At 53.2% G+C, this 24224-nt stretch carries 24 protein-coding genes; 15 read left to right on the top strand and 9 right to left on the bottom strand.

What is annotated here, in order from left to right:
• The first annotated feature begins 108 nt into the window (after positions 1–108).
• Both AC2IBB_RS15775 and AC2IBB_RS15770 read left to right on the top strand, forming a co-directional pair.
• Positions 109–678: a hypothetical protein gene (locus AC2IBB_RS15775; RefSeq protein ID WP_486333788.1), complete on the top strand. Its 570-nt coding sequence runs from the start codon at positions 109–111 to the stop codon at positions 676–678.
• Positions 679–1431: 753 nt separating this feature from the next.
• Positions 1432–1905 carry a hypothetical protein gene (locus AC2IBB_RS15770; protein WP_486333787.1) on the top strand — a complete coding sequence of 158 codons (474 nt, stop codon included), beginning with the start codon at positions 1432–1434 and terminating at the stop codon, positions 1903–1905.
• A 32-nt stretch (positions 1906–1937) separates the two neighbouring features.
• Here AC2IBB_RS15770 and AC2IBB_RS15765 read toward each other — a convergent pair whose 3' ends face one another.
• Together AC2IBB_RS15765 and AC2IBB_RS15760 are read right to left on the bottom strand one after the other, a co-directional pair.
• Positions 1938–3344 carry a heavy metal sensor histidine kinase gene (locus tag AC2IBB_RS15765; RefSeq protein ID WP_486333786.1) on the bottom strand — a complete coding sequence of 469 codons (1407 nt, stop codon included), beginning with the start codon at positions 3342–3344 and terminating at the stop codon, positions 1938–1940.
• Positions 3331–4017 (bottom strand): heavy metal response regulator transcription factor, encoded by a 687-nt coding sequence (locus tag AC2IBB_RS15760; protein ID WP_486333785.1) that lies wholly within the window; start codon positions 4015–4017, stop codon positions 3331–3333. The genes AC2IBB_RS15765 and AC2IBB_RS15760 overlap by 14 nt, the downstream gene beginning before the upstream one ends.
• 339 nt (positions 4018–4356) lie before the next feature.
• On the opposite strand from AC2IBB_RS15760, the gene AC2IBB_RS15755 reads away from it, so the two are divergent.
• Entirely contained in the window at positions 4357–4584 is a 228-nt protein-coding gene (locus tag AC2IBB_RS15755; RefSeq protein WP_486333784.1) for a hypothetical protein, read from the top strand.
• A gap of 136 nt (positions 4585–4720) precedes the next feature.
• Here the strand turns inward: AC2IBB_RS15755 and AC2IBB_RS15750 are convergent, their stop codons facing one another.
• The 4 genes from AC2IBB_RS15750 to AC2IBB_RS15735 all read right to left on the bottom strand — a co-directional run bounded on the left by AC2IBB_RS15750 (position 4721) and on the right by AC2IBB_RS15735 (position 10318).
• Entirely contained in the window at positions 4721–6355 is a 1635-nt protein-coding gene (locus tag AC2IBB_RS15750; protein ID WP_486333783.1) for a hypothetical protein, read from the bottom strand.
• Positions 6342–7478 (bottom strand): caspase family protein, encoded by a 1137-nt coding sequence (locus AC2IBB_RS15745; protein ID WP_486333782.1) that lies wholly within the window; start codon positions 7476–7478, stop codon positions 6342–6344. Before AC2IBB_RS15745 ends, AC2IBB_RS15750 begins: the two co-directional genes overlap by 14 nt.
• 5 nt (positions 7479–7483) lie before the next feature.
• Complete coding sequence (locus AC2IBB_RS15740) at positions 7484–9025, bottom strand: hypothetical protein (protein WP_486333781.1); 1542 nt, start codon at positions 9023–9025, stop codon at positions 7484–7486.
• Positions 9026–9274: 249 nt separating this feature from the next.
• Positions 9275–10318, bottom strand: a complete 1044-nt coding sequence (locus AC2IBB_RS15735) for an MBL fold metallo-hydrolase (protein WP_486333780.1) — start codon at positions 10316–10318, stop codon at positions 9275–9277.
• A gap of 109 nt (positions 10319–10427) precedes the next feature.
• Here AC2IBB_RS15735 and AC2IBB_RS15730 point away from each other — a divergent pair, with 109 nt between their 5' ends.
• From AC2IBB_RS15730 to AC2IBB_RS15680, 11 genes are all read left to right on the top strand, one after another.
• Positions 10428–11360: a LysR family transcriptional regulator gene (locus AC2IBB_RS15730; RefSeq protein ID WP_486333779.1), complete on the top strand. Its 933-nt coding sequence runs from the start codon at positions 10428–10430 to the stop codon at positions 11358–11360.
• 252 nt (positions 11361–11612) lie between these two features.
• Positions 11613–12584, top strand: a complete 972-nt coding sequence (locus AC2IBB_RS15725) for an EamA family transporter (protein WP_486333778.1) — start codon at positions 11613–11615, stop codon at positions 12582–12584.
• Positions 12585–12698: 114 nt separating this feature from the next.
• Positions 12699–13976, top strand: a complete 1278-nt coding sequence (locus AC2IBB_RS15720) for a radical SAM/SPASM domain-containing protein (protein WP_486333777.1) — start codon at positions 12699–12701, stop codon at positions 13974–13976.
• A 13-nt stretch (positions 13977–13989) separates the two neighbouring features.
• Complete coding sequence (locus AC2IBB_RS15715) at positions 13990–14931, top strand: agmatinase family protein (protein WP_486333776.1); 942 nt, start codon at positions 13990–13992, stop codon at positions 14929–14931.
• Positions 14932–15135: 204 nt separating this feature from the next.
• Complete coding sequence (locus tag AC2IBB_RS15710) at positions 15136–15900, top strand: substrate-binding periplasmic protein (protein WP_486333775.1); 765 nt, start codon at positions 15136–15138, stop codon at positions 15898–15900.
• 176 nt (positions 15901–16076) lie between these two features.
• Positions 16077–16352, top strand: a complete 276-nt coding sequence (hxsD, locus tag AC2IBB_RS15705; RefSeq protein WP_486333774.1) for a His-Xaa-Ser system protein HxsD — start codon at positions 16077–16079, stop codon at positions 16350–16352.
• Entirely contained in the window at positions 16349–17746 is a 1398-nt protein-coding gene (gene hxsB, locus AC2IBB_RS15700; RefSeq protein WP_486333773.1) for a His-Xaa-Ser system radical SAM maturase HxsB, read from the top strand. The genes hxsD and hxsB overlap by 4 nt, the downstream gene beginning before the upstream one ends.
• The gene (gene hxsC, locus AC2IBB_RS15695; RefSeq protein ID WP_486333772.1) at positions 17739–18857 is read left to right on the top strand and encodes a His-Xaa-Ser system radical SAM maturase HxsC; all 1119 of its coding nucleotides are present in this window, start codon (positions 17739–17741) and stop codon (positions 18855–18857) included. Before hxsB ends, hxsC begins: the two co-directional genes overlap by 8 nt.
• The gene (locus AC2IBB_RS15690) at positions 18794–19480 is read left to right on the top strand and encodes a peptidoglycan-binding protein (RefSeq protein ID WP_486333771.1); all 687 of its coding nucleotides are present in this window, start codon (positions 18794–18796) and stop codon (positions 19478–19480) included. Before hxsC ends, AC2IBB_RS15690 begins: the two co-directional genes overlap by 64 nt.
• Positions 19477–19836 carry a TIGR03982 family His-Xaa-Ser system protein gene (locus AC2IBB_RS15685; RefSeq protein WP_486333770.1) on the top strand — a complete coding sequence of 120 codons (360 nt, stop codon included), beginning with the start codon at positions 19477–19479 and terminating at the stop codon, positions 19834–19836. Before AC2IBB_RS15690 ends, AC2IBB_RS15685 begins: the two co-directional genes overlap by 4 nt.
• 5 nt (positions 19837–19841) lie before the next feature.
• Positions 19842–21086 carry a His-Xaa-Ser system-associated MauG-like protein gene (locus tag AC2IBB_RS15680; RefSeq protein ID WP_486333769.1) on the top strand — a complete coding sequence of 415 codons (1245 nt, stop codon included), beginning with the start codon at positions 19842–19844 and terminating at the stop codon, positions 21084–21086.
• A gap of 97 nt (positions 21087–21183) precedes the next feature.
• On the opposite strand, the gene AC2IBB_RS15675 is transcribed toward AC2IBB_RS15680, so the two are convergent.
• Together AC2IBB_RS15675 and AC2IBB_RS15670 are read right to left on the bottom strand one after the other, a co-directional pair.
• A complete protein-coding gene (locus tag AC2IBB_RS15675) occupies positions 21184–21591 on the bottom strand; it encodes a GFA family protein (protein WP_486333768.1) in 408 nt (135 codons plus the stop codon).
• Positions 21592–21644: 53 nt separating this feature from the next.
• Positions 21645–22445, bottom strand: coding sequence for a hypothetical protein (locus tag AC2IBB_RS15670; protein ID WP_486333767.1), 801 nt, complete (start codon positions 22443–22445; stop codon positions 21645–21647).
• 465 nt (positions 22446–22910) lie between these two features.
• Here AC2IBB_RS15670 and bfr point away from each other — a divergent pair, with 465 nt between their 5' ends.
• Positions 22911–23375: a bacterioferritin gene (gene bfr / locus AC2IBB_RS15665; RefSeq protein WP_486333766.1), complete on the top strand. Its 465-nt coding sequence runs from the start codon at positions 22911–22913 to the stop codon at positions 23373–23375.
• A 15-nt stretch (positions 23376–23390) separates the two neighbouring features.
• Here bfr and AC2IBB_RS15660 read toward each other — a convergent pair whose 3' ends face one another.
• Positions 23391–24131: a substrate-binding periplasmic protein gene (locus tag AC2IBB_RS15660; protein WP_486333765.1), complete on the bottom strand. Its 741-nt coding sequence runs from the start codon at positions 24129–24131 to the stop codon at positions 23391–23393.
• Between the last annotated feature and the right edge of the window lie 93 nt (positions 24132–24224).

Below are 24224 nucleotides of genomic sequence, written 5' to 3'. Positions count from 1 at the left end.
TCTATACCTGCTCAGTGAAAATAGTTTATTTTATTGGGATGCATTTATTTGTCTATTGCTGGCTAGACGCTTGAATGCGCCTCCGCAATAACAAGTCTAAGGAGTAAATTGAAGGATGATTGGATTTCACATAATTATGCCCCACCTTACCAGGCAAATAGAAACCGCAACCTGTCTGCTCGAATTAAAGGGGAGCGTATATTGACTGACAGTTCCCATGAGCTGCTCCTCAGCCCAAACCCACTATGGCATTACTATTGGGTATTTTGGATGTTGGTGCTATTTTCCGTGTTGCTCATTCAGCTGCCACTGGCCTACGTCGCTTTGGTCAGGCCTTTCGACAAGAAGTTTGAAATGAAAAACATCATTCTTGAGAGAGGCATTTTCTATGGCAGCTTTGTTGTCCGCCTGACCAATTACGTTCACGGGATTGTATTTGAGCCTTATCGCGGCAAGCTTTCCAACCCGATCGCCAAGAGGCTCATTGATGGCAAGTTTGAATATCAGGACAGGCTGTACGAAAAGAGAATTAATATGCGATCCTCCGCCAATTCCCTTCAAATAGCTCTGAGCTATATTCTGATCGCCAGCACCATCGTGATGATCGTCGGCGTGATTCCCCTGATCATTCATAATTTCATACTCTACCCGGAGTTTGCGGCCGCGCGGGGTGGATAAAGCTCCACAACCCTCAAGACTTCCTTCGATACTCTGTGTTTAACAGGTCTCGCATGAGTAAGTAACATGGCAATGATATTTTAATATCCAGACGCGTGAATGCGGCGGCAGGCTTCGGGAGACAGAGCCTGACCTGTGCAGGCCCTGTCGTTGCAGACAAATAGACGGGAACTATTTGTCTACCTGACTTATATAAATCCGCGCTGGTTGTGAGACGCCAAAAGCTGCCGCACATTTTGACAGGAGCACACATATTGGCTAACGCCCCGACTGAGCTGCTCATCAGCCCAAACCCACTATGGCATTACTATTGGGTATTTTGGGGGCTGATTTTATTTTCAGTATTGTTAATCCGCCTATTTCACGCTCGTCAGGCCCTTCGATAAGAAGTTTGAGATTAAGTATTACACGCTGGAAAAAGGAATTTTCTATGTCAGCTTTTTACTGCGGCTTTTCAATTATGTCGCGGGGATATTGGTGCAGCCCTATAAAGATCGGCCTCTGAAAGGACTCGCACAGCGATTTGTCAATGGACGTCTCAGCTATCAGGAACGTGTCTACAAAAAGACGGTTAACTTTCGCGCCCATGCCTCCGGGTTTCAAATCGCGCTGTGCTATATCATGCTGGTCAGCACCGTCATATTGTTTGTAGGAACAATCCCCTTGCTCATACATGACTTTATTCTCTACCCTGAGTTTGCCTCAGCCCGAAACAATTAACCGCTTAGCCATTTTGAGTCGCGAAAGTCGCCCATGCCCCCTCCTTCAATGCTCTTTTTAAGCCCTAACGTCTATTGGCATTACGGGCTGCTTATCTGGGCGCTGGTCATGTTCTCAATTCTGCTTATTCAGTTGCCTGTGGCTTATTTCTCCATCGTCAGGCCTTTCGATAAGAAGTTTGAGATTCAGGAGTTCACGCTGGAGAAAGGCATCTTCTATGTCAGTTTCCTGATTCGACTATTCAACTATGTGTCGGGCATTTTGCTGCAGCCTTACAAAGGCAGGCCTCTTAAAGGGCTTGCCAAAAGGTTTGTGGATGGGCGGTTCAATTACCAGAAAAGCGTTTACAGAAAGACCATTAACTTTCGCGCTCACGCTTCAAGGTTTCAAATCTGTCTCTGTTATATCCTGGTTGTCAGCACCGTCATTATGTTTGGCGGGCTGATTCCGTTGCTTATCCATAACTTTATTCTCTACCCGGAGTTTGCGGCCGCGCGAGGTGGATAAGGCTTCTCTTATCCACCTCCACCCAGTCCCGCCTATTTGCCCGGCATTTTTATCACAAATTGCGTGTGGTTTTGCTCTGAGTTGGCGGCGATGCAGCCGCCGTGGGCTTCTACGATGGATTTGACGATGGCCAGTCCCAGGCCCGCGCCTTCGTCGGTGCGGCAACGGGAGTCGTCGACGCGGTAAAAGCGGTCGAACACCCGGGACAGGTGTTCCGGTGGGATACCAGGGCCGGGGTTGGCGACGCTGACCACGGCGAAGCCTGGGGCGTCGCAAAGGGATACGGATACGGTTCCGCCTTCGGGAGTGTGACGTATGGCGTTGGACAGCAGGTTGCTGACGGCGCGACGCAGCATCATGCGGTCTCCCCGCACTTTGCGGCAGCGTCCTTTGAGGGTCAGTGAGACGCCCTGAGCTTCCGCCCAGGCTTCGAAATAGTCAAACAGATCCTGCACTTCCTGGCGTAAGCTGACTTTTTCCGGCGACAGACGGCCCAGGCCGCTCTCGGTTCGCGCCAACAACAGCATGTCGTCGATCATTTTGGAAATGCGTTCGAACTCCTCCAGACCGGAATAAAGCACCTCTCGATACTCCTCCACGCCCCGCCCTTTGCTCAAGGCCACCTGAGTTTGCGTCATCAGGTTGGTGACGGGGGTGCGCAATTCATGGGCGATATCCGCCGCGAAATTGGACAGACGCTGATAGGAGGTTTCCACACGTTGCATCATGTCATTGAAAGAGGCCGCCAGCTCTACCAGCTCGATCGGCGCGGCATCCAGCTCCAAACGCACGTGCAACCGATCCGAAGACACCCCGCGAATGCGATTACTGACCCTTCTCAGCGGCGCAAGCCCCCTGCCCACGCCTATCCACACGCCACAAATGCCCACCAGCGCCGCCAGCAACGTGGAGGCCCATAAAGTATGGCGATAGCTTTTCATGAATTTTCGATGGGCGCTGATCTCAAGCGCCAGCGTCACCAGATAGTAGGATGACGGCGCGGCTTCCGGCGCGCTCAGCTTCAGCCGAACGCCCCGATAAAGATTCTGGCCGTCACGCCACATGCGCAAATTATCCGCCGTAATGACAGTGAGCACTTCCAGGTCGCCGGGAGAGCCCCTGCCCCGGAACTCAGGAGAGGCGTAGATGACATCATTGGTAGGTCTGCTCAGCTTACAGATAACGCCCAGACGACCCGGTAGAGCGCGATCCAGCTTGCGTTGCAGCACGCCCAGATCTTCCTCCGGCCAGTGCTGAAACAGAATGTCCTCCACCACCGCCGCCGCTTCCTTGAGCACGGCGCTGTCCTGCTCCATGAAATGCCGGTCGATGGTGCGCTCAATCAGCCAGCCGAACACCAGAAAGACGGCAAGAATGGCAATGCCCACCAGCGCCGTAATGCGAACTGCGAGGGGCAATGGCCGTTTAGTGGAGCTCATTGCGCACATCCAGCCGATAGCCCATGCCCCGTACGGTCTGGATCAGTTTAGTATCATGGCCGTCATCCACTTTCATGCGCAGGCGTCGCACCGCCACATCAATGACGTTGGTGTCGCTGTCGAAGTTCATATCCCACACCTGAGAAGCGATCAGCGACCGCGGCAACACTTCCCCCTGGCGCCGCACGAACAGCTCCAGCAGGGTGAATTCTTTCGTGGTCAGCTGAATATCCGCATCGCCGCGACGGGCGCTGCGGCGGGAAATATCCAGGGTCAGATCACCCACGCTCAGTTTATTTCCGCTTAAAGGCGCCAGGCCTCGTCGCAGTATATTGCGCACGCGCGCCAGCAGTTCAGAGAAGGCGAACGGCTTCACCAGATAATCATCGGCGCCGGACTCAAGCCCCTGCACCCGGTCCGACACGCTGTCGCGAGCGGTCAGAAACAGCACCGGGGTGGCGTTGCCCGCTTCCCGCAAGGAGGCGAGCAGACGCCAGCCGTCCAGATCCGGCAACATGATATCCATCACGATCAGATCAAACTGCTCCGTCATAGCCAGATGTCGGCCATCCAGACCATTGGCGGCGGTATCGACGACAAAGCCGGCTTCCGTCAGACCTTTCCGCAGATATTCCCTGGTTTTCGCTTCATCTTCCACGACCAGCAGTTTCATGTTGCGCCTCCGGGCTGCATGGGGTTGTCGCATAAGGACATGTGAGGGGAATCGAGCCGCGCGTGCGGGCGCGGCGGCGCAAAGATAACCCGTAGCGCCGTGCGTAAAGATGACGCCCGCATTACGACCCTGTAATCCATGCGTCATGCCTCAGTCAGCGCTGACGCGACATAGTGTCGCCATCCTTTTCGAAATACCGGCGCAGCCGGCCTGTTGCGAGGGAGTCGCCAGCAGCGGAAACCAAAAGGATTCGGATTAAGCCGGGCCAAACCCGTAGCGAAAAATACTGTCCGTAAAGGTTTAACGAGAGATACACCCTGTAACTGGAGAAATGAAACGATGAAAACCAAAGCAATGATTTTAGCGACGTTGATGGCGACCAGCTACGCCATGACTACAAACGCCAGCGAACAAGGCGGCGGCTATCTGTGGGAGAAGAAAGCGGAGCAGAAAGAGCAATCCGCCGCCAAATCCGGCAACTCCACCGCCAGCCAGATGGGCCACACGGCGGTACAGCACAAGCGCTGGTTATTTGACGACGCGCCCAGCAACGACACGCAGTCTTAATACCTTTTTCAACACCCTTAGCATTACGAACGATCAGACATCACACAACGGTTTCACCTGAGATGTCCACTCAGTCGGGGGCTTCCCGCCCCCTTTTTTTCCGCGCAGACAGCTGTCTGTCTTAAACCCTATACCATTAGCCACCTGACGGCGCTGCAACGGTCGCCAGCTTTTCGGTCAAGTCCTGCAACGCCTCCGCCGCCACCACAAGCGGTACATGCAGCCCTGACATCATCAGCCTGAATTCCTCCAGCGTGAAGTCGTCTCCTTCCTCAAGTTGCTCTTTGATCAGCTGCAACATAGGCAACAGAGAGATTTGCAGACTGCTCAGATTGAGTCCCTCCAGCCCTTCGCGAACCGCGCTTTTATGCGCTCGCATGATTGCTTTCCACGGGTTATTACACGCAAGTTCTTTAATCGCCGCCAGCACATCCTCTTCTGATTTGGCGGTCGTTTCCGGCGACGCCCAAGGCGGACTCGCCAAGGTGGGGAAATTATAGTTTTTAGTAAAAATATTTAGACTTTCCAATGCTTTGGAAGAGATATTTAAAGTCAGCTCCAATATTCGGGGCGACAGCACGGAGCCTCCGGAGCGCGACACAATACGGCCTCCCACCTCCTCTTCCAGCCGCCAGGCCAGCCAAGGCCCCTGTCCGACCTGCCTGGCGGCGACTTCTCGCAGGATGGGATGAGCCGCAAACACTTGCGGCTGCTCCAGTAAGACACGCCAGCTGGCGCTGAGCATGGGGGGAAAGCTTACCCCTGATGAAGAGGGGTATGGCGACGCCCCTCTCAGAGCCTCCAGCGCAATGATCAACGCCTGAATATCCGGATTATCCACCCCGATCATGCCGGCGGTGTTGTGTATCACCGTCTCCAGCAAATCCTGATTGGGGCGCTGACTTAAAAGCAGCAAGTGAGCGGCGAACAAACCAAAAAGCGGATTAAAGAACTTATCCTGCAATAACGCATTCATTTCATCCCGGGTAATCGCCTGCCTTCCTTGCAGCAACGCGTAGCGAGCAATCTCGGTGAGCCTTAGATAACGTCGCAGTTCGTAATGCGGCAAACCCATTCCCGACGGGGTCATCAACATGGCCCTTTCGCTGAAGTCCTGATAACCAAAAGGGTCCTCGTCAGAAAGGTGAAAATAGACCTGACTGCGCCAGCCCGTCACAACATAAAAAGGAGTCAAAACCGTTTCGCCGTTCTCATCCTGATACCCCAGCAGATAGTACCCGTCCTTCAGCTTAAGATTGACCGCGATCAGCCCCAGGTCCGGCAGATAGATTTCATGGCGTCGAAAGTCAGGGAGCTGGTTTCCCATAGCGTCCCGCAGCTGCAATCGATCCATACCCGAAGGCAGGCGGTCGGCATTGCGGACGCCGTCTGGAGACGCATCCTGACGCAAACACAGCAGTAGCCCGGCATCCAGTCCCAGCCCCACATCCTCCGGTTCACTTTCGACCAGATCAAACAGCGCCGCCTGTTGCCGTTTGCTGCAATCGCCGCTCTCCTGCACAGGCGCAGGATTCGCGAAGTCGACAGCGTTCAGGGGCACCGTCAGCGCACTCGCCTCCGGCTCCACCAGAAACACCGATTCCGTGCGGCCTCCGCCAGCCAGCGCCCGCGCCTTATACAAACCAGGCGCCAGGTCCACCTGTAATGCGCCAAAACCACTGGCGATCAACTGAAAGGCGCTGTCCACCACTTCTATCTCGCCCTGGCCATCGGCGATATTGACGGTAACGGATGCTTTAAAGTTCGACATCGTCACCTCCGGTTTCAAATTTCTGCTGAATCGATGCGCCGCCGGTCGCCATCAGCAATGACACCGGCAGCGGCAACTCAAACTCTCCGTCGACGACAGTGATCGCCACATCCTCTCCGCCACTGTCTCCATTCTGAAAACTTCGTTTCACAATTACCTGATTCCCGGCAAGGGTGAGTTCAGCGAGCACCTCAAATTGACTGTTGACGATTCTGACTTTCTCGCCCTCGCTCCAGGTTTTTACTTTGAAGCGCTGCGACTTCAATTTACCGGCCATACGCTGGAAGTAGATTTCGCCATTGGACGGAATCACCACCTCCGGCGGGTCCGCCGGACGCCCTTCGCACAGGATGCGCCATTGGCTTTCCAGATAGTTTTTCACCGCCTGGGAAGGCACCACTGTCTTCCCCCACTCCGCATGCTCCAGCGCATCCAGGAATGCGTGGGTCAGTAGTCCGTGCACTTCGCCATTACGGGCGACGATGGCCCGCTCCTGCGCCTTACCGCCTCGCGGCGCGCCATAGAGTTCAAACAATTTTGGCTCGACGCTGGCGCCGACATTGACAGGCTGTGGCAAAGGCGGCGGCATGGGCCGTTGCAGCAATTTGGCGTCGCGGCAGCAGTCCATGATCAGTACGATCTCGGAGAACAGCCCCTGATCTTTGGTCCATTGGGCGAAATAGGTGCCATAGATATTCCAGTTTTCTATCGGGCTACTATTGCCGACGAATAACGCGGCGTGGGCTTCACGGCGGTATTTCTGACAAAAACCGTGCCCGGAGAAATACAGATAGAGACGGCTGTCGCGATAGAGGTAGCCACTGCGATCCGGCTTACTGACCAGCCTCAGGAATTTCTTGAAAAAATCCTGGAACAGCGGCGGCAGCGCAGTGTCGTCATCGTCGTCGGCATTGGCGTTCTCTGACAGGTCCGATGGGGTTATTCCGGTTTCGTCGGAGACGATATCAATCACATGCGCTGCGGGCACGCCGCCGCCAGTGGGCGAGGTCAGCCAGCTGCGCATCAGTTCAACATCACGAACCGGACCCTGCAGGTCAGGCAGGCGCTCAGGGTCAGCGTAACGACTGATGCCGACCAGGATAGCGTAATCGTCGTTGGCCATAGTGTTCAGAATCCATGTTGAAGAATATGCGCCACGCTCGCCATAGTGCTGTCGTCGGCGTCATCAAAGTCTCCATGCTTACGGCCGTCGCTATTCCGGCCCTCCCCTGCGGCGCTGGGCGACCACACCAGGCTGTTGGGGTATTTGGCGTAGAACTCGCGACAGGCCTGGATGTTGGGGAACCTATCCGCGTTGTAGACGTCGCTTTCGCTCAGATAACGCTGCATGCCGACCAGCGGCTCGTCCGGTTCGTTTTCCAGCATGCCGGAGACGAAGTACAGCAATGAGCTGCGATACAGAATGGGAACCAGAATATCCCCCACCTCCCGCTCGTCGCACATGGCGAACTGACGGAAATGGCTGATCCTGCCGCCATGCTCCGCAACCGTCGCCGCCATCAGCGCATGGGTGGCGGCCGGCGCTTCGAACAGGACGTCAAACTGTTGATTGGGCAGCAGACGGGCCGCGCTTCTCAGCAGGTGACAGATATAAATCGCGCCGGTGCTGTGCCCGACCAAGGTGATTCTGGGCGGCGTCTGCGCGCCCTCCAGTTCTTCCTTCAGGGCTGATAGAAAGGCATGACCGCCATATTCATTGCCTTCGGTAAAGGCGTCGGCGGTGTCTTTCTTCATTCTGTCCCACCAGACCGAGCGGCCGATTTTGTCGATATACAGTTCACGCAACGCCTCCTCCACCAGGGTGACGTAGGGACCGTGCGCCCGACCGGCGCGAAAACGCCGAATAACGCGCAAAACTATTGCGGCGACCACTTTGGCGACTTTCCACCAGGCGATAGCGCCAAACCCTTTGGTGGTGTCGGTGGGCTTAGGCTCAAACAGCCGATCCGCCGCTTCCTTGCTGATCTTCGAATTGGAGGCGGCCTTCGTCCCTTCGCTTCTGGTGGCCGGCTGCAGACTGTTGCGAGGGTGAAGCCCGTTGTAGACTTCCGTCACCGCCTCTTTAAAGATGGGGTCTCCCTCAATGCTGTCGGTGATATCCGCAAGCAGCTCATCGACATCCAGCCCTGCGCTGCGGGTCGTAGCGGCGATAGCGGCGCCGGAGAGGTTCTCAGAGATATGCAATGCCTCCGGGGGCGTCTCTCTGCGCCCGGCGAACCAGTCGTCGAACTCCTGCTGCAATTTAACTTCGTTGAGCCCTGCGCCACCCGCGCCTTTTACGCCTACCCCCGAGGGAAGCTTCTTCAGCACCCACTCAGAGGCCTTTTTCAGGAACTCCTTGAAGATTTTTTCGTTGGCGATTTCCTTCAGGTTATTCATGGGCGCTTCGAAAAAGCCGGACTCCCAGACGAAGAAGACTGGATAAGCGCCGGCTTTATCGGCGTATAAGGGATACAACCGCTGCTCCGCGGTTTCCCGGGCGCTTTTTTCGCTGACCAGCCCACCGTGAAAGTGGATGACGATTCCCGCCGCCGGGTTCTGTTGCAGCGTCTGCCGTACGATATGACGCACGTCCGCCGCCGAGGTACTGGAGGCGGGCTGCAAGCGCCCGTCCGCCAGGTGGATGATATGGTTTTTAGCATCGAACATGCGCACCTCCTTCCAGCTGCCCCTGCCATGACATGTTCTCTGAAGCCGCCTAACGGCGAAGGTTCATCCCACATCGGCGGCTGAAATTCCCTTCGCGTCCATCGCTACAGCCCGTAAATACGTCAGGCGCCCAGGAAAGGCGTTAGTTTCAGTATAGTTGAAGAAGTCATTCTGTGAGGAGCAAAGAGACAAGACGCGCAAGACAGGACCTGAATGGCTCAGGCCCTGTCGTTCAACTACTGACAGGAATTACTTCACCTGCGCGCTATAGTTCACTGGAATCCACTCAAACGCGCCGCCGTCCCGTTGCACATGACCAACGCCAGGGAAAGGAATGTGCGCGGCGCCAACCAGATATCCGCCATCCACCGCATCGTTGAAAGCGGCGAGTCGCTGGCGGGCGGCCTTTGGCGAGTTGACGTCGAAATCGATCGTGATTTCCGGTCTGGCGAACTGGATGTCGCGGATATGCAGCAGATCCCCCAGAAAGCGGATGCGCTGGCCTTGGCTTTCCACCTCATACACCGTGTGCCCTGGCGTATGGCCATGGGCGGCGACGGTTCTCACGCCGGGGAACAGCTCGCCATCACTGTTGAACGTTTTGACTTTATTGGCCGTCAGATAGGGTCTGACGGATTGTTCCGCCCAATCGAAGCCGCGTTTCAGCGTCTCATTCACCTTGGCCTTGTTGTCCGGGTTCAGCCAGAAATCGACGTCGTGTTGATTCACATAAACCGTTGCGTTAGGAAACACCATTTTGCCGCTGCGAGTCAGACCGGAGGAATGATCGCCGTGAATATGGGTCAGCAGCACTGCGTCGATCTGCTCAGGTTGATATCCCGCCGCCTTCAGGTTTTCCACCAAGTGACCGCCTTTGTCGCCAAAGATATCCCCTGCGCCGGTATCCACGATGGCGACATGCTCGCCCGTGTCGACGATGAAGGTGTTAATGGAGGTTTCCACCTGCGGCCCCAGATAATGGCGCGCCAGCAACCGCGTCACTTCCTCCTGCGTGGTGTTGTTCATCAGTTTGGTAAAGTCGACCATCACCGAACCATCGGAAACCGCGGTGATCTTGAAGTCGCCCAGCTTAAAGCCGTAATGACCGGGATTACTTTGCGCCGCAACGACATTTTTACTGGATGCGCTATCAGCGGCGGACTCTGACTCTGCGTGCGCGAATGGCGCGGTCATAGATCCTGCTGCAGCCAATAAAGCGGCGCTGAGAAACAGGGTGCGCGCCAGGGGTGTTTTTTGGGCTGTCTGTAACGGGCGGGAAGATGAGATTTGCATAGTATTTCCTTTAGATATTTCTACTCTGGCTCGACGCTGCGGTCATTGCCTTTGGTTGGACGCAATGATTCAATAGACCGCATCATCATTCAAATCGATCATTTTGATAATGAACATCACCGAAAGAGATTTTAGGGGCGTTGACCTTAATCTATTGGTCACCTTGCTGGTTTTATTGCGCGAGCGCAGCGTCACCCGCGCGGCTGAAAAACTGCACCTGGGACAGCCTGCGGTCAGCGGAGCGCTGTCGCGACTGCGAGAGCTGTTCGACGATCCGATTCTGGTGCGCACCGCGCAGGGCATGTCCCCGACGGTGAAAGCGCTGCAGTTGGAGGCGGAGTTGCTGCCGGCGCTGGGGAAAATTCATTCCGCCCTGTTCGAGCCCTCAACCTTCGATCCCGCTATCAGCGAGGGCGTCTTCACCGTAGGCATGTCAGACTGGGTGGAAGTCTGGCTGGGACCGCGTCTGATCGCCAAGCTGCATCAGCTGGCGCCCTCGATCCGACTCGCCATCAAATCCGTTGATCCGTTTCAGGGCCCCGCCATGCTGGAGCAGAATGGCATGGACTTGGGGGTTTCCTGTTTTATCGACGGCGGGCCTGCCTGGATGCTGCGCAAACGCCTGTGCTCCATGGGCTTTCTCTGCGTTTACGACCCCGCTCAGATCTCCATCACAGAGCATCTGACGCTGGAGCAATATGTCAGCCACCCTCATTTGATGGTAACTTACAAAGGCGCGCTTGAAAGCAATGTGGACGTCGCGCTGGCGGAAATGGGAATGCGGCGCACCGTTCAGTTTGCGCTACCCCGTTTCTCCACCCTGCCCTCGATCCTTAAACGGATACCCGCTCTCGCCACCGTGCCTAAGGTGGTCGCCAGTTGCATGTGCGCCGCCTCGGGACTGCGCGCCACAGCGCCGCCGCTGGCGTTGAAGGAAACCAGCGTGGATTTGGTATGGCGCGCCACCCGCGATAAAGACCCGGCTCTGCGCTGGCTGATGACGGTGATAGAGGAGTGTCTGCAGGAGGCCATGGCGCTCTGAAAAAACTCTAACTAAGATCCTAAGCGTTTGTTTTAAGGGCGAGTTTGCCTGTTGCCAGCGAGCAGAAAACAGGCGTAGTATGAATTTGTCCCCCCATGTCATTCGCCTTGTCCCGCCACGAAATCATCGCCTGACAAGGTCGCTGCAACGTTGTCGATAGGCGTCGGCGCGTGCGCGTTATGCATGGCGGGATGGCTCCAGGAGCCCGTATATCGCTGCCAGAAACATGGATTGCAACGGAAGGAACTCGATATGTGGCGAAACCACCCTTTTGCTTTCGGCATTACCGCGATCACCATCGCGGCGATTCTGTTCGGCGTCGCCGGCGCTCTCGCCAAAGTGTTGTTCCATGCGGATATTTCGCCGCTGGATTTAACCGCGGTGCGCTCTCTGGTCGCCTGCGCCGTTTTCTCTCTGGCCATACTAATCACTCAGCCAGGCGCTTTCCGCATCACCAAGTCGGCGCTTCCTTTGCTCATCGCCACCGGCCTCGCTTTCACCGCAGTGAACATCACTTTCTACTACGCCATCAGTATGATCAGCGTGGCGGCGGCCATCACCCTTGAGTACACCGCGCCGTTTTTTGTGCTTCTGATCAGCGTCGCCTTCGCCTCACGCCGGGTTGACGCCCGCGATGCGGGCATCGTTGCCTTGAGCGTGGCTGGCTGCTTCCTGCTCACCGGCGGCGAGGCGGAATTGTTCTCGGTTAATGCGGGGGTGTTGGTGGGGCTGGCCTGCGGCCTGGCCTTCGCCATCTTCAATATGCTCGGCAACGCCTGTAAGCGGCGCGGCGTCGGCGCCACCACCGTCACCCTTTACGCATTTCTGGTCAGCTCCGTGTTATGGCTGGCGACGTTACCGGCGTTAACCGTTCACGAAATTAACTACTCCGGGGACGTCGTCCTCTACATCGCATTTATTGCGGTTATCGCCACCATCATTCCGTATTGGCTGTTGATGTACGGATTACGCCACGTAGACGCCCTGCCCGCCACGATCATCGGCATGTTCGATCCGCTGGTGGCGGGACTGGCCGCTTATGTGTTGGTGGGCGAGCGCCTGACAGCGGTCAATATGATCGGCATTGGCGTCATCATCATCGCCGTCTGTCTGATTACGATAAAAGAGAAAAACGCCCAGTCTTCGTCGCAGAAAAATACAACGAAAAAGACGCAGAACGAATCTTCAGGGGCTTTGCAAGAGCCCACTCAGAACGCTTACTAAACCCAGACGCGCCGTCGGTTAAGGGCTGACGGCGGAAAAACGAGAAGAAAAAAGAGAAGGATGCGCCTCATGGAATAGCTGTCACGCTAAATGGATCAAAAAAGGAATTTAGTTATGGATAATAATCACGCAACGCTGCTGAACGTACATCTGATCGACGCCGCCGAAGAGCGGAGCGATAACCTTCCGAGTCTGCGTCTCTCCCCCGACGTGGACCGCAAATCCCTCCCCCATATTCAGGCCGCGCAGAGTCGGTTGGAGAATTTGTGGGCGGTGGGTACGGATTACTGCGAAGAAACCATTCGCCGGGCGCGGGCGGAAAACCGTCTGTTGCACCTGGATATTGATATGACCGGCGAATGCAAATTGAAGTGTTTCTATTGTGACCGCACGCCTGATCGCTACAGCGATGTGCCTGACCGGACGGAGTTAAGCACCCAGGAACGCAAGGACATCATTCTGCAGGCGCGCCGTCTCGGCGCCACAACGGTAGAGTTTCCCGGCGCCGGCGAACCCATGATCGACCCCGGCTTCTGGGAGATCGTCGAATACATTCATAGTCTGGGCATGACCACCGTGCTGTTCTCCAGCGGCTATCACCTGGACGCCGCCGGAGCGGATCGTCTGTATGAGCTGGGCGCATCCGTTTTCCTCAAGTACAACAATATCGACACGGCTGTGCAGGACCGTATGGTGGGCGTGCGCGGTTATGGCGACAAAGCCCGCAGCGCCATGGGGTTGCTGCTGGAGCGGGGCTTTAACAAGTCGATACCCACCCGCCTCGCTATTGATGTGGTGACGACGCCCAAGTTTCATGATCTGGACGATGTGGCGGATCTGTTTCGCTGGTGCCGGGATAATAACGTGCACAGTTACATCATGACGCTGATCCCGGAAGGGATGGCGGATCACAAGTCGTTGTTGCTGGAGAAAGAGCGCGCCAATGACCTGATTGAGATGATGCGCAAGATCGATGAAGAGGAATACGGACTGGTCTACTCCCCCAGTCGTCCCATGGGGGGCGGTTATCGCTGCCGACAGGTGAACTGCGGCCTGTTTGTGAATCTGTTTGGCGAAGTGTACGACTGCAACGGCTTGTCCCGTCTGGTCGGCCATCTGCGGCAGGACACCCTGGAGAACGTATGGAACTCCGCCTACGCGGAAAAAATCCGCACGCCGGATCAGAACGGTTTCTGTCTGGTGCGGGAACGTCAATGGCAGGGCCGAGATCTGTCCGCCATGAATCGCAAAGTTGAAGAATACGAGCGCTGGCGCGCCAAGCATGGCGACGACGCCGTCGTAGAAAGAGCCAAACAAGCCGTCGGCATTGACCATGTGGAGTTGACCCGCAAGGGCGCCATGGTGAAAACGCCTACGACGCAACCGGTGTGATGAGGAAGCCGCCATGTATGAGAAAGTGGTGAACGATAAGTCGCTGAAGTGGGTGTCTGAAGCCTGGGTGAAGGACGTGGAGGACGCCGCCGGCGGAGGCTCAGGTTCGGATTTGATTACCTTTATGGAGATTCCTTTCGATTTCGCGGTGAGCCATCGACCAGGAACCCGGTTTGGGCCCGCCGCTATTCTGGAGGCGCTGAACGGTTTCAGCCTTTATTGCACGGACAAACGCGCGGACCTCTCTTCCCTGCGTTTCCGCCGTGGCGCGCCGATTCCCGTCACCAATGATATTCACCAGACCTATTCCCGCATCGAAGAAGCCGTCACTGCGCTGCCGCCCTCTACCATGCCGGTATTTCTGGGCGGCGATCACTCCGTCACTGATCCGATTATGCGAGGTCTGCTTAAACGCTCCGGGGGACAACGTTTCGGCCTGATTGTGTTTGACGCCCATTTCGACTCCCGCCCGCCGGTGAAAGGCCAGGAGCATTCTGGGCATTGGATGTATACGGTGCAGGAGGTTTACAGCCACGCCAACAGCGTGCAACTGGGGGTCAATGCGCCGATTTATTCAAGGGAATACATGGAGCGGGCGGAACAGGCCGGCGTCATGGTGCGCACCCCTTATGAGATCCGCCGGGACGGCTGGCGCCACACCCTGGAGGAGGCCATCGCCCACGCCTCTCGCGACACTGACGGCGTTTACCTGTCCGTGGACATCGACTGCCTCGACCGCGCCTTCGCCCAGGGCACCAGCGTTCCCAACGGCTGCGGCCTGTTGGCGTATGAAGTGGCCGACGCGCTGTATGAAATCGCCCGAAAAACAAAAACCATCGGGCTGGATATCGTAGAAGTCAGCCCGCCTCTGGACAACGCCTCCAACACCGCGGAAGTCGCCGCCCACTTCGTCATGAACTACCTCGCCGGCTTGACCGAAAGACGACGCGACTAACCAATTTAACCCTTCGTCCCCGACCAGGCCCTTCCGCACTCGCCTGCCGGGGGCGTTTTTTTGCGCCCGCGCCTTCTGCCCATGTCTATTTCCGCGAGGGCCCGGCTCCCTCCGAACATGCTCAGGCAGCCGCTGCTATACTCCATCTAAACCTTGTTTACCGACTTCGCCAGCGCTTGTCAGAAAGTGCAACGTGAGTAGCCAATGCCGATGATGGGACCTCTCTCACGCCTGAGCGGATTTTGCGCCTGGGCATTCCTGCTGGCTGCTGGCCTGTGGCGGCCAGCGTTCGCAGACACTCAAACCATTCGCATCTGCACACCGGTCTGGGAGGGCTACACCAACCCGGATGGCACGGGACTGTATCATGAATTATGGAAGCTCATTTACGAGGACAACGGCGTCTCGGTGGAAGTGAGCTACATGCCGCCAAAGCGGTGTCAGGCCAACGTGCAAACCGCGAAACTCAACTTCGACGCCTTTCCCGGTGCCTACAAAGGCATGCGGGATATTTACCTTCCCCGCTGGCACATCTATGTGGGCAGCCTTTCCGTCGCTCACCTCAAGGGCAAAATAAACCAGTGGGTCGGCCAGGAACAATTGAGAGGCCAACGGGTCTCCTGGGAACCCAACTCCGGCTTCGACAATAGCGGCATCCTGACCGTACCCGTCAAAGTCCATGAATTCGTCGACATAGACGCAGCCCTGAAAATGCTCGACCTAAGACGCATCGACTACATCCTCGACTACGAAGTACGCCTCGTCGACGCCGTCATCGACACCCGCCTCGCCCACCGCGTCATCATCCAGAAAGACGTCATCCCGGGCGCAAAATTCTATCTCGGATTCAGATACGACGACGAAGGACGAAAGTTCGCGGAGATATGGGACAGGGAGATGGACCGCCTGATGGAAAGCGGGGAGTTAAAGGAGTTGTTTGGCAGGTTTAATGATCCTACGTTTGAGTAAATAATTCTCTTTCATACCACTTCGAAGCAGCGCGATTTGTGCTCTAAGATGTTGCTACATGCGTTCAAATTGCTGAGTAAACGCTCTCCCTCAACCTCATGACAGCCGTGTACTTATCAAAAAGAAGGCCGGCTCTGTTCTATACTTGTTAAAAAGTATGCAGGAGCTCTCTCAATATGGATGTCACATCACTTGATAAGTCCAGCTATTCCGAATGGGTTATTAGAAACTCTCTGTATTGGTTGACTGCCGTGTCAACTTGGAAGCTCGAAGAAACCGCTACACACTGGGAAATAACCCTAGGCAAACCTGGCAGTGAGACCGAACAGGAATTAAGCCGCCTTCTTAACGACTACGTGCTGCGCGAGCGTCTGATGGCGCAAACAGACACCATCCGTCAATCGATCGCCACCTCTGTACTCTGTGATATTCAGAGACGGCTTGTAAAGTGAAACTCCTACCCTTCAACTTTGATCGATTGGAAAGCGGCGATTATTTTCTCAGCAATATGGCTGGCTTTCACAGTTTCCTGGCCCCAAAGGAACTACATGAGCTAATTGATTTTTCGAACTCATCACCTTCATCTACCAATAAGCACCTACAAAGCAGCTTGTTTATCGCCCCCGAGGAAAGTGCGGACGCATCAGTTGCTGCAATGGCGTCAGCCCTCGCCCGAAAGCTTCAACTTGAACTTCAGTTCAAACCAACCTTTATGATCGTCCCCACACTACGATGTGATCACACATGTCGCTATTGCCAAGTAAGCCGTGCTCCAAAAAATGGAGTCAACTACGACTTAGCTATTAATGCCATTCCGAATATCATAGGGGCTATTAAAAAACTCTCCAGCCCCCCATATAAATTAGAGATTCAAGGTGGTGAGCCTTTAATTAGGTTTGACCTTATCAACAGACTCTATAGTGAAGCTGAAGAGCAACTCGGCGAAGACACCTTTGAGTTTGTTATTGCAACCAGTCTTTCCCTGCTTGATGAGGTCATCTTATCTTGGGCGAAGTATCGAAACGTTTATTTTTCTACCTCATTGGACGGCGACGCTATCATCCACAATGCGAACCGCATTCTGCACAGTGATAACTCCTTTCAACGTGTAAAGTGGGGAGTCGCTCAAATACAAGCTGAGTTAGGCGCAGACAGAGTCGCGACTGTCACAACAGTGACCAGAGAGTTACTCAAAGATCCAGAAGCTCTGGTGGCAGCTCATCTTGAAATGGGACTTTATGACCTATTCGTTAGGCCAATCAGTCCGTACGGATTCGCAAATACCAATTCTGCTCCATCCTATTCGATACCAGAATACATGGAGTTTTACCGTCATCTGTTTAAGTGCATAAAATCTCACTCTATCGAGGGCGAAGCCTTAATTGAGCATTCTGCAGCGATCCATATAAAACGCATTCTTAACCCGGGATTCAGTCTATATGCAGACTTAAAATCGCCAAGTGGACTAATTTTAAACTGCCTACTATTTAACTACGATGGCAAAGTCTATGGCAGCGATGAAGCGAGAATGCTCCAGCGTGTTCTTGGTGGTGTCGATTTATCCTGTGGTGACATCAACGCCATAAAGCTAAAAGATAATACGCTATATACAAATATTCTCGGCAACTCCTTAAATCTACTTCATCCAGGGTGTGAACAGTGCGCCTATCAACCCTTTTGCGGGTCCGACCCATGCCAGTCAATAAGTGTTCAAGGTGAGCCCATAGGCGACAAGTCATTTTCTTTATTCTGCAAATATCACAAATCCATGTTCCGCTTTCTACTTAACGAATTCCATAATGACGCCGCTAGTTATAAGTTACTTAAGGAATGGAGTCATGGTTAAAGCTCTCCGCCAAGATATGTTTATTTTGTCCAAAGAAGCAGGTTCATCAGCGACATACGTAATCCTCCGTAAAGCGCCGCCGACGAGTTCAAGCTTGTTTCTAGAACAAGTTTTAATCTCGCCTTCAGAGAGTTCATTTTCTAACTGGGATCACTCCTTCATATCCGGATATATTATTGATCCAGAGCTTTATATATCTGTTAATGATGGCGATATTGGTTTATTTACCGGCAGAGGGTTTCTGCGAGTTGCATTAACCAGTCGAGCAAACCACAATACTTTACTTGTGACAGAACGTTGCGATAATTTCTGTAAGTTCTGTTCACAACCTCCCAAGAATAGGAATGATGACTGGCTTCTTGTTCAAGCTGCTATGGCGCTTGCTGCATTCAACACTTCATCGCAGGTAGGCATAAGTGGAGGAGAACCTTTAATATATCGAAACAGCTTTATACGATTTTTGAAATTTATTGCAGAGCACAGCCCTAAAACACCTCTCCACATACTAAGCAACGGAAGGGCCTTTTCCGATTTAGATTTCACACTCGACGTCGCTTATCAGTGTCAAGAGAAACTGCACAGTTTTGGCATACCTCTTTACTCGGCAGTAGGCGAAAGTCACGATTATCTGGTGGGAATTAAGGGCGCATTTCGGGAAACAATTAAGGGATTAATCAATGCTGGAAACAGCGGCATTCCTATAGAGCTCAGAATAATCCCAACCAAATACAACTTAAATGACCTAGAAGCGACTGTCCTGCTGGTTTCCAGATGCCTTTCCAACCTATCTCAGATATCAATAATGAACTTAGAGCCCACAGGATGGGCAAAGCAAAATTGGCATGATCTATATGTTGAGCCCGTCCATTACATCAGAGAGTTAGCCAGCGCAATTGATACGGCTGAAAGAGCTCACATACCAATTTGCTTATACAACTACCCTCTCTGCCATCTACCAACCGAGCTACATCACTATGCAGTCAAATCAATTTCAGATTGGAAAAATTATTACCCTGAAGAATGTGAAGGCTGCAGGCTAAGAAATCAATGCGGGGGCTATTTCGTATCCTCACGTGGCGTTTTTCATCAGAGCGCAAGGAAAGTACCATGAAAAAGAAATGGAGTTTAGCGGCGCTTTTGCCAGGTTTTCTAACATTAAACACATCTGGAGCATCTAATTATCCATCAGATGACTCAAAGCCGGGAACAGGTGAAATTGGCCTAAAAGGGATAGTGATTGCTCCATTAAATGTAGAAACACCGCTATATATTGCTGGGCATCGCAGTCACAGCAGCCATAGCTCACATCGTTCATCTTCTGGATCATCTGGGCATAGCAGCCACAGCTCACATAGCTCCCATAGGTCGTCAGCCGGCTCAGGCAGCCGTAGTTATAGCCCGCCCCCGTCAGAATCTACTTCTCCCTCCTCACCTCCCCCACCCCAAACTTCTCCTTCATATAATTCTGATCCTTTAGGTCAACCGAGCACACCCAGCTACACCACCCCCAGCCAAGCCGAGCTAAAGAAACAGCAGCAAATAGAGCGAGAAACATTGATTAAAAGGGTCCAGCTATCTCTTAACATTTTGGGTTACTACGTTGGCTCTATCGATGGAATTCTTGGGCCCCGGACACGAAGTGCGATAGTACGTTACCGATGGGATAAAGGCCTGAATCGTGTAGAGACTATTGATTCAGAGCTGTTGAACTCACTGGGAATCGCAGCGCCATGAAGGGGATCGTATTCAGATATATCGTCGGAACTTTTTGCTTGGTGTGGCTAGTCAAAAATGCTCTGGCTCCTGTTAGCGCTTATATTTATTTTCATAGTGATTACATGAGGCTAGCTTCTGCTTGCGCTAATGCTATGGATGAAGGCTGGTTTGCGGAACAGGAAAACTCTCCTGAACTGAACAAAACTACAAAGGTCCATCTACTTAGCTGCCATGAATATGATAAGACCCGCAAAATAATGCTTATTATGGGCCTCAACGAGAATGTTCTATCTTATCTTGGCTTAAAGGCACTGGAAATTAACCAGCGTTCAACAGATGAGCTGGTAGAACAGCATCGTTTCAGAGAGAGATAAACACATTGTCTAGTCGTATTTTCATCATATTTCTTCTTGTTTTCATCACATTCAATGCTCTAGCTTTGTCTTTAGACCAACAACTTAGACTTATTATTAACGAGTATGATTTAAAGCCAGAGACTTGCAGTATCAATAAAGACCTGATCAATGAACGACTGACGCCCATTGGAGAGATAGTATTCAATACACCTGTTCTAAGCGGAAATAAGGATACATCCTGTTCTACTTGTCATATAGAAAATAAACATCTTACTGATGGGCTCTCTATCTCTATCGGCGTAGGAGGCGATGGAGAGGGGCAACTACGAATGAGTAGCGGAGGTATAATTGTCCCTCGAAATTCCTTCACTTTATTCGGCCGGGCCTCCTCGCTCTACCAGACATTCTTCTGGGATGGGAAAGTCCAAGAGGTTAACGGAAAGATCTACTCGCCGATAGGTGAAGGATACGCTCTAGGTTTTGGTTCCACCCTTGCCGTCGCAGCGGTAATGCCAATTCTCGCTAGAGATGAATTCCTCGGCTTGCAGTCATTAACCCAGTCCAACCCAAATCTGAATCAGATTAACGAGGCCTACTACGGAGAAAAGCTAAGTGCCGCCAATAATGTTCTGAGACAAATTGTCTCGGCTCCGAAGGACGAAAACAGTAAAAAGTTGGCGCAAGCACTGTTAGAAGCAGGAGTTAAAGAACCCGACATACAGACTATAGGCAACTCCCTTGCTAGCTTTATCGCCAAAAGAGTTCGGCAATGCCAGCCGACTCATTGGGACAAATATATTTCTGGTGATTCAAGTGCATTAACTGATAAACAAAAACAAGGCGCTGTTATCTTTTACGGAAAAGGTCGTTGTGCAGGATGCCATAGTGGGAGCCTATTTACCGACTTTAAATTTCACTCAATAGGCGCCCCGCAAGGTGAGTTTGGTCCATACATACATCGTCAGGATATTGGACGCGCAAGCGTCACTTATCGCCTTGAAGATCGCTTTAGATTCCGGACTCCTCCTCTCGTTCATGTTACAAAAACAGCTCCCTACGGGCACAACGGAGAATTTAAGACAATAGGGGAGATCGTTCTCTTTCACATTAATCCAATTCCATACTTTGCTGAAAACGGATGGACTTCCAAGCGCGAATTACTACAGTACGGAAAAATTCTATCCACACGATCCGAAATGCTTGGTTTTATAGATATTTCAACAAAAGAGGAAATGGACGATCTTCTTCAATTTCTCTTGGCTCTGTAGGTATTACTGCTCATACAAAAGCCCCTTCCTTTTCCTTCTAAAGAAGTTTTAATGCAGCTACATACCTCAGCGTAATTATGCTTGGCATGTATGTTCTTCACTTTAGAGTTCTCGCCACCCTCGGCGCCTTCTCCAACTCGGCATCCCACTCAGCCCTACTCTCGACAAAGATATGCGCATTCGGTCTTATCGTGACTTTGCTATCCAGGCTACCAGCGGGGACGGCCAGGAGTTGGCCGTTCATTTGGATATTCGGCAATGCTGAACCGCAGTGTGAGCAAAAGCTCTTACAGTGCCGGGTTCCAGGCAGTGTGAAAGTTTTGACCTGCTCTTCACCGCTCAGCCACACCAATTGCGCCTTGGTAGAGAACAAGTTTGAGGCATGCGCCGACCCGGTGTCTTTGCGGCAATGCGCGCAGTGGCAGAGATAAAAGCTTTCAAAATCGCCTTCTATTTCAAAACGTATTTCACCGCATAGGCAGGAGCCGTGGTGTCTCGCGCTCATTTCCAATTCCATCCAATAATCATTTGATCTTTACAACCTTACGGTCAGGCGCCCTATTCTTTGGACGCCCCACCCTCTCCAACATACTGCAATTCCTTCATCTTGAGAACGCGGGTGAATTCGTCGAGGCTGTCTTGTTCGTCTTTTGTGAGAGTGACGCCGCTGCGTTGGGCTTCTCTGATTGCGGAGATCCTGTCGCCGAGGTAATTGATATCCCTTTTCAACTCATTACGCGAGGGGCTGCGGTTTTCGAAGGCTTTGGTGACTTCCACCAGCCCCGCCATGAGCGAACAGCTGTCGTGGTAGGCTTGCAGGTCCAGAACCGCGAGTGAAATGGGGTAGTCGGCGACGGTATTTTTCATTCCCGCTTCCAGGACGGCTTTGTGTTTGGAGCGGGCAACATCAATGGAGCGTAATATCGTCGTTCCAAGGGCGTCGGCATAAACCTCTTTGTTCACCAATGATTGAATGCCGGAGGTAGCGGTGGCGGCGGCCGCCAGATTGCCGGCGGTTTTGGCGTGGGAGAGCACTGAGGCGGTTCCTGAGAACAGCATGGCCGCGGAACCTGTTCCCACGTTCCAGGCGTTGGCGTTCGAAATAATGCCCGCCTTATGCAGCGTGCACTTTCGATCAGACAAGGCGATTGCCTGAGACATTACTTGGTTGCGGTAGGTTTTGTTGCTGCTTTTCAGGTCTAACTGAGATAAATCGATCATCCCTTCTTCCGTAATATAAGGGTGATCGGCGGAATGCTTCGCCGGCAGAATTAACGCTCCCGGCAAGTAATTTTTGGCTATAGCCTCACATCCTGACAATATGATCGCGACTGCGATTAACGTAACTTGACGCACCATCCTTCTCACTCCTGTTGTCTGACACCTTCTGTCACCTATCCCTACACACTCCGTAATTCGCAGGATCGCCATCCGAAGTAACCAAGCCTAATCATTTCCTGCTTATTAACATAGCGATGATATTGGCATGTTGATAAGCAGGCGCAGGGATGCCCCGCGCGGCGCGCCAGCCACGGCAGACAAATAGAACGAAGCTATTTTGTCTGCATGATTAATAAATCAAAAAGTAGCTCACTCTCCTTCACGCAGCCAACCAGTCGAACTCTCCCTGCGCATCAGACTCCGCAAAAAAGAAACCAAACACGAATGAGAATCGAATATTCCACGCTTTTTGTTTATATATCAAATGGTTACATTTTATACATCACAATAAGTAGCCTATAATGATCAGGCAATGTTCAAACAGACATTTCACGCGGTGGCGCATGTTCGCTCCCGCGGAACAACGGGAGGGAGGCAACAACGATGAAAAGCGATCCGAAAGTCATCACTCACCTAAACACGGTATTAGGCAATGAGTTAATCGCCATTAATCAGTATTTCCTGCACGCGCGCATGTACAAAAACTGGGGACTGAAAGAACTCAACGAGCATGAGTATGATGAGTCCATTGATGAAATGAAGCATGCGGACAATCTGATCAATCGCATTCTCTTTTTGGAAGGCCTGCCCAATTTGCAGAAACTGGGCAAACTGCGCATCGGTGAAAACGTACGCGAAATGCTGTCCTGCGATCTCAGCCTGGAAATGGACGCCGCCAAAGACCTTCGCGCCGCCATCGCATACTGCGAAAAGCATGCGGACTATGTAAGCCGGGATCTGTTTCAGGACATTCTGGAAGACGAGGAAGAGCACATCGACTGGCTGGAAACCCAACTGGACTTAATGGACAAAGTGGGCGAGCAAAATTACCTGCAGTCTCATATGTGAGGACGTCATCAGCCTTTATGGCTGCAGGGGTTGCTGGTAGCGGTAACGCTCCAGGACGCGGGCGTATACGCCATCGTCCTGCATGGATTTAAACGCGGTGAGCCATTTCGCCGCTTCCAACGGCCCCAATCCAGACGATCCCGCCAAATAGATACGCACACGAATGCCCACCGCGCCCCGGCGTATTGCATCGTCAGGATACCCCAGGTCCCGCTGCGCCTGCCGCATGACGTTCCAGGACCCCAGCCAGGCGTCAATGCGTCCCGCCGCCAGCTTACGCACATTCAACTCTTCGGTGTAAACCTCCTGCACGTTGAGCAGCCGCTGGTCACGAATGATCTGAGCGGATGCGCCGCCGATCAATACGCCAATGTTCAGCTTTCTGGCCGCATCGAAACTGGAGATATCCACCTGACTCGCACGAAGCGCCGCCAACAGAAACTCTTCCTGCAGTATTTCCGTCAGCCATTGATAATCCGGGCCCCGTTCAGCAGTTCGCGCCACGGGAACCATCAGCGCCTCCTGCGTGTGTTTGGTCTCATGCAGCGCCCGTTTGAACGGCATCAACTCAATGTTTCCCGAGTGACCTACCCGTTGCGCCATCTCTCGGAGCAGGTCGCAGGCCACACCGCGCACTTTACCGCGCTCCATGTAGCAAAATAGCGGCGCCTCGCCCGCGATCAAGCGAGGTTCAGCCCGTAGCGTGGCGGTCATCACAAAGGTAAGACAAATCAACAATAACAGCCTGTAACGCATCGTGGGCTCCCCTTGCTAGGGTAATGCGCCAATCCCGGGCGAATCCGATTTTGTATATGAGGCGGGACCTTCGATCAATCAATATAAGACTGT

The sequence above is a fragment of the Hahella sp. NS-SX17 genome (assembly GCF_057367735.1).
The sequence above is the reverse complement of the archived record's forward strand: the minus strand, read 5'-3'. Positions and strand labels throughout refer to the sequence as shown.